The sequence below is a fragment of the Oleiphilus sp. HI0043 genome, assembly GCF_001634935.1.
In genome coordinates this window covers 1-936 of record NZ_LWEY01000539.1, presented here as the reverse complement: position 1 = coordinate 936, position 936 = coordinate 1, and the positions used below count along the sequence as shown (strand labels likewise).

The following is a 936-nucleotide window of genomic DNA, read 5'->3' as shown; positions in this document are numbered from 1 at the left end:
GTTCTCTTATGATAAAAAGCTGCAAGAAGTTGAATCATCAAAAGCGCACTTGGGAATGTATATTGGTTTGAAGGGCAGCACTGAAGAATTGAAGCTACCCAAGACGAACTTCTGGATCTTTCCTGATTATGACGCCGATAGTGCTTTGGATGCGTTTGAGAATGACAAAGATAAGCCTTTGCCTGCGGTGTATATTTCATTTCCGTCTGCAAAAGACCCTGAATGGCAGCGAAAGAACCCTAGCAAGTCGACGATAGAAATCGTTGCGCCTTGTCCTTATGAATGGTTTGAAAAGTGGGAAGACCAGCCATGGGGGAAACGAGGCACGGACTACGAAGCACTCAAAGACATGTTTACCGAGCGTATGCTGAAAGCACTCTATGAAAAAATGCCTCACTTAGAAGGTAAAATCGACTATCACGAAACCAGTACGCCCTTGTCGACAAACTTCTTCTGCGCCTACAAAAAATGTGAGCTCTATGGACTTAATCATGACCCTTCTCGTTTTGAGCAAGACTGGCTGCGACCTGAGACGCGAATTCCCGGCTTGTATCTAACTGGCCAGGATGTGCTTAGCTGTGGCATTGGTGGCGCGATGATGGCAGGAGTGATGACATCGGTTAGTGTGCTGGGTTGGAAAAGCTACAAGCTACTTAATCGCTTTGGCTTGCGCGATAGGATTGGTTTGGCTGTGCCTGTTTAGGCGCAGCGCTGCTTGCTATCACGCCGATAGCTCTGGGGATAAACAGCGATGGTGTTTGTCCCCGCCATTGATTGTGTAGCAATCAATTATTGATGGGCCTCTTGTAGAAACTCAGCGCGTGTCTGTGGGTTGGTTTTAAAGGAACCTCCTAAGGCTGTCGTTGATGTTTCAGAGTTTGCATCCATAATACCTCGGGATTTAACGCAATAATGTGTTGCGTTAATTGATACTGC

At 46.5% G+C, this 936-nt stretch carries 2 protein-coding genes; one reads left to right on the top strand and one right to left on the bottom strand.

Annotated features, from left to right (window positions below; genetic code table 11):
* The coding region (locus A3729_RS32460) for a phytoene desaturase family protein (RefSeq protein WP_369820096.1) at positions 1-703 on the top strand (703 nt) is incomplete at its 5' end.
* A gap of 86 nt (positions 704-789) precedes the next feature.
* Here the strand turns inward: A3729_RS32460 and A3729_RS06595 are convergent.
* Positions 790-927, bottom strand: coding sequence for a GTP cyclohydrolase I (locus A3729_RS06595; protein ID WP_369820097.1), 138 nt, complete (start codon positions 925-927; stop codon positions 790-792).
* Positions 928-936 lie beyond the last annotated feature (9 nt).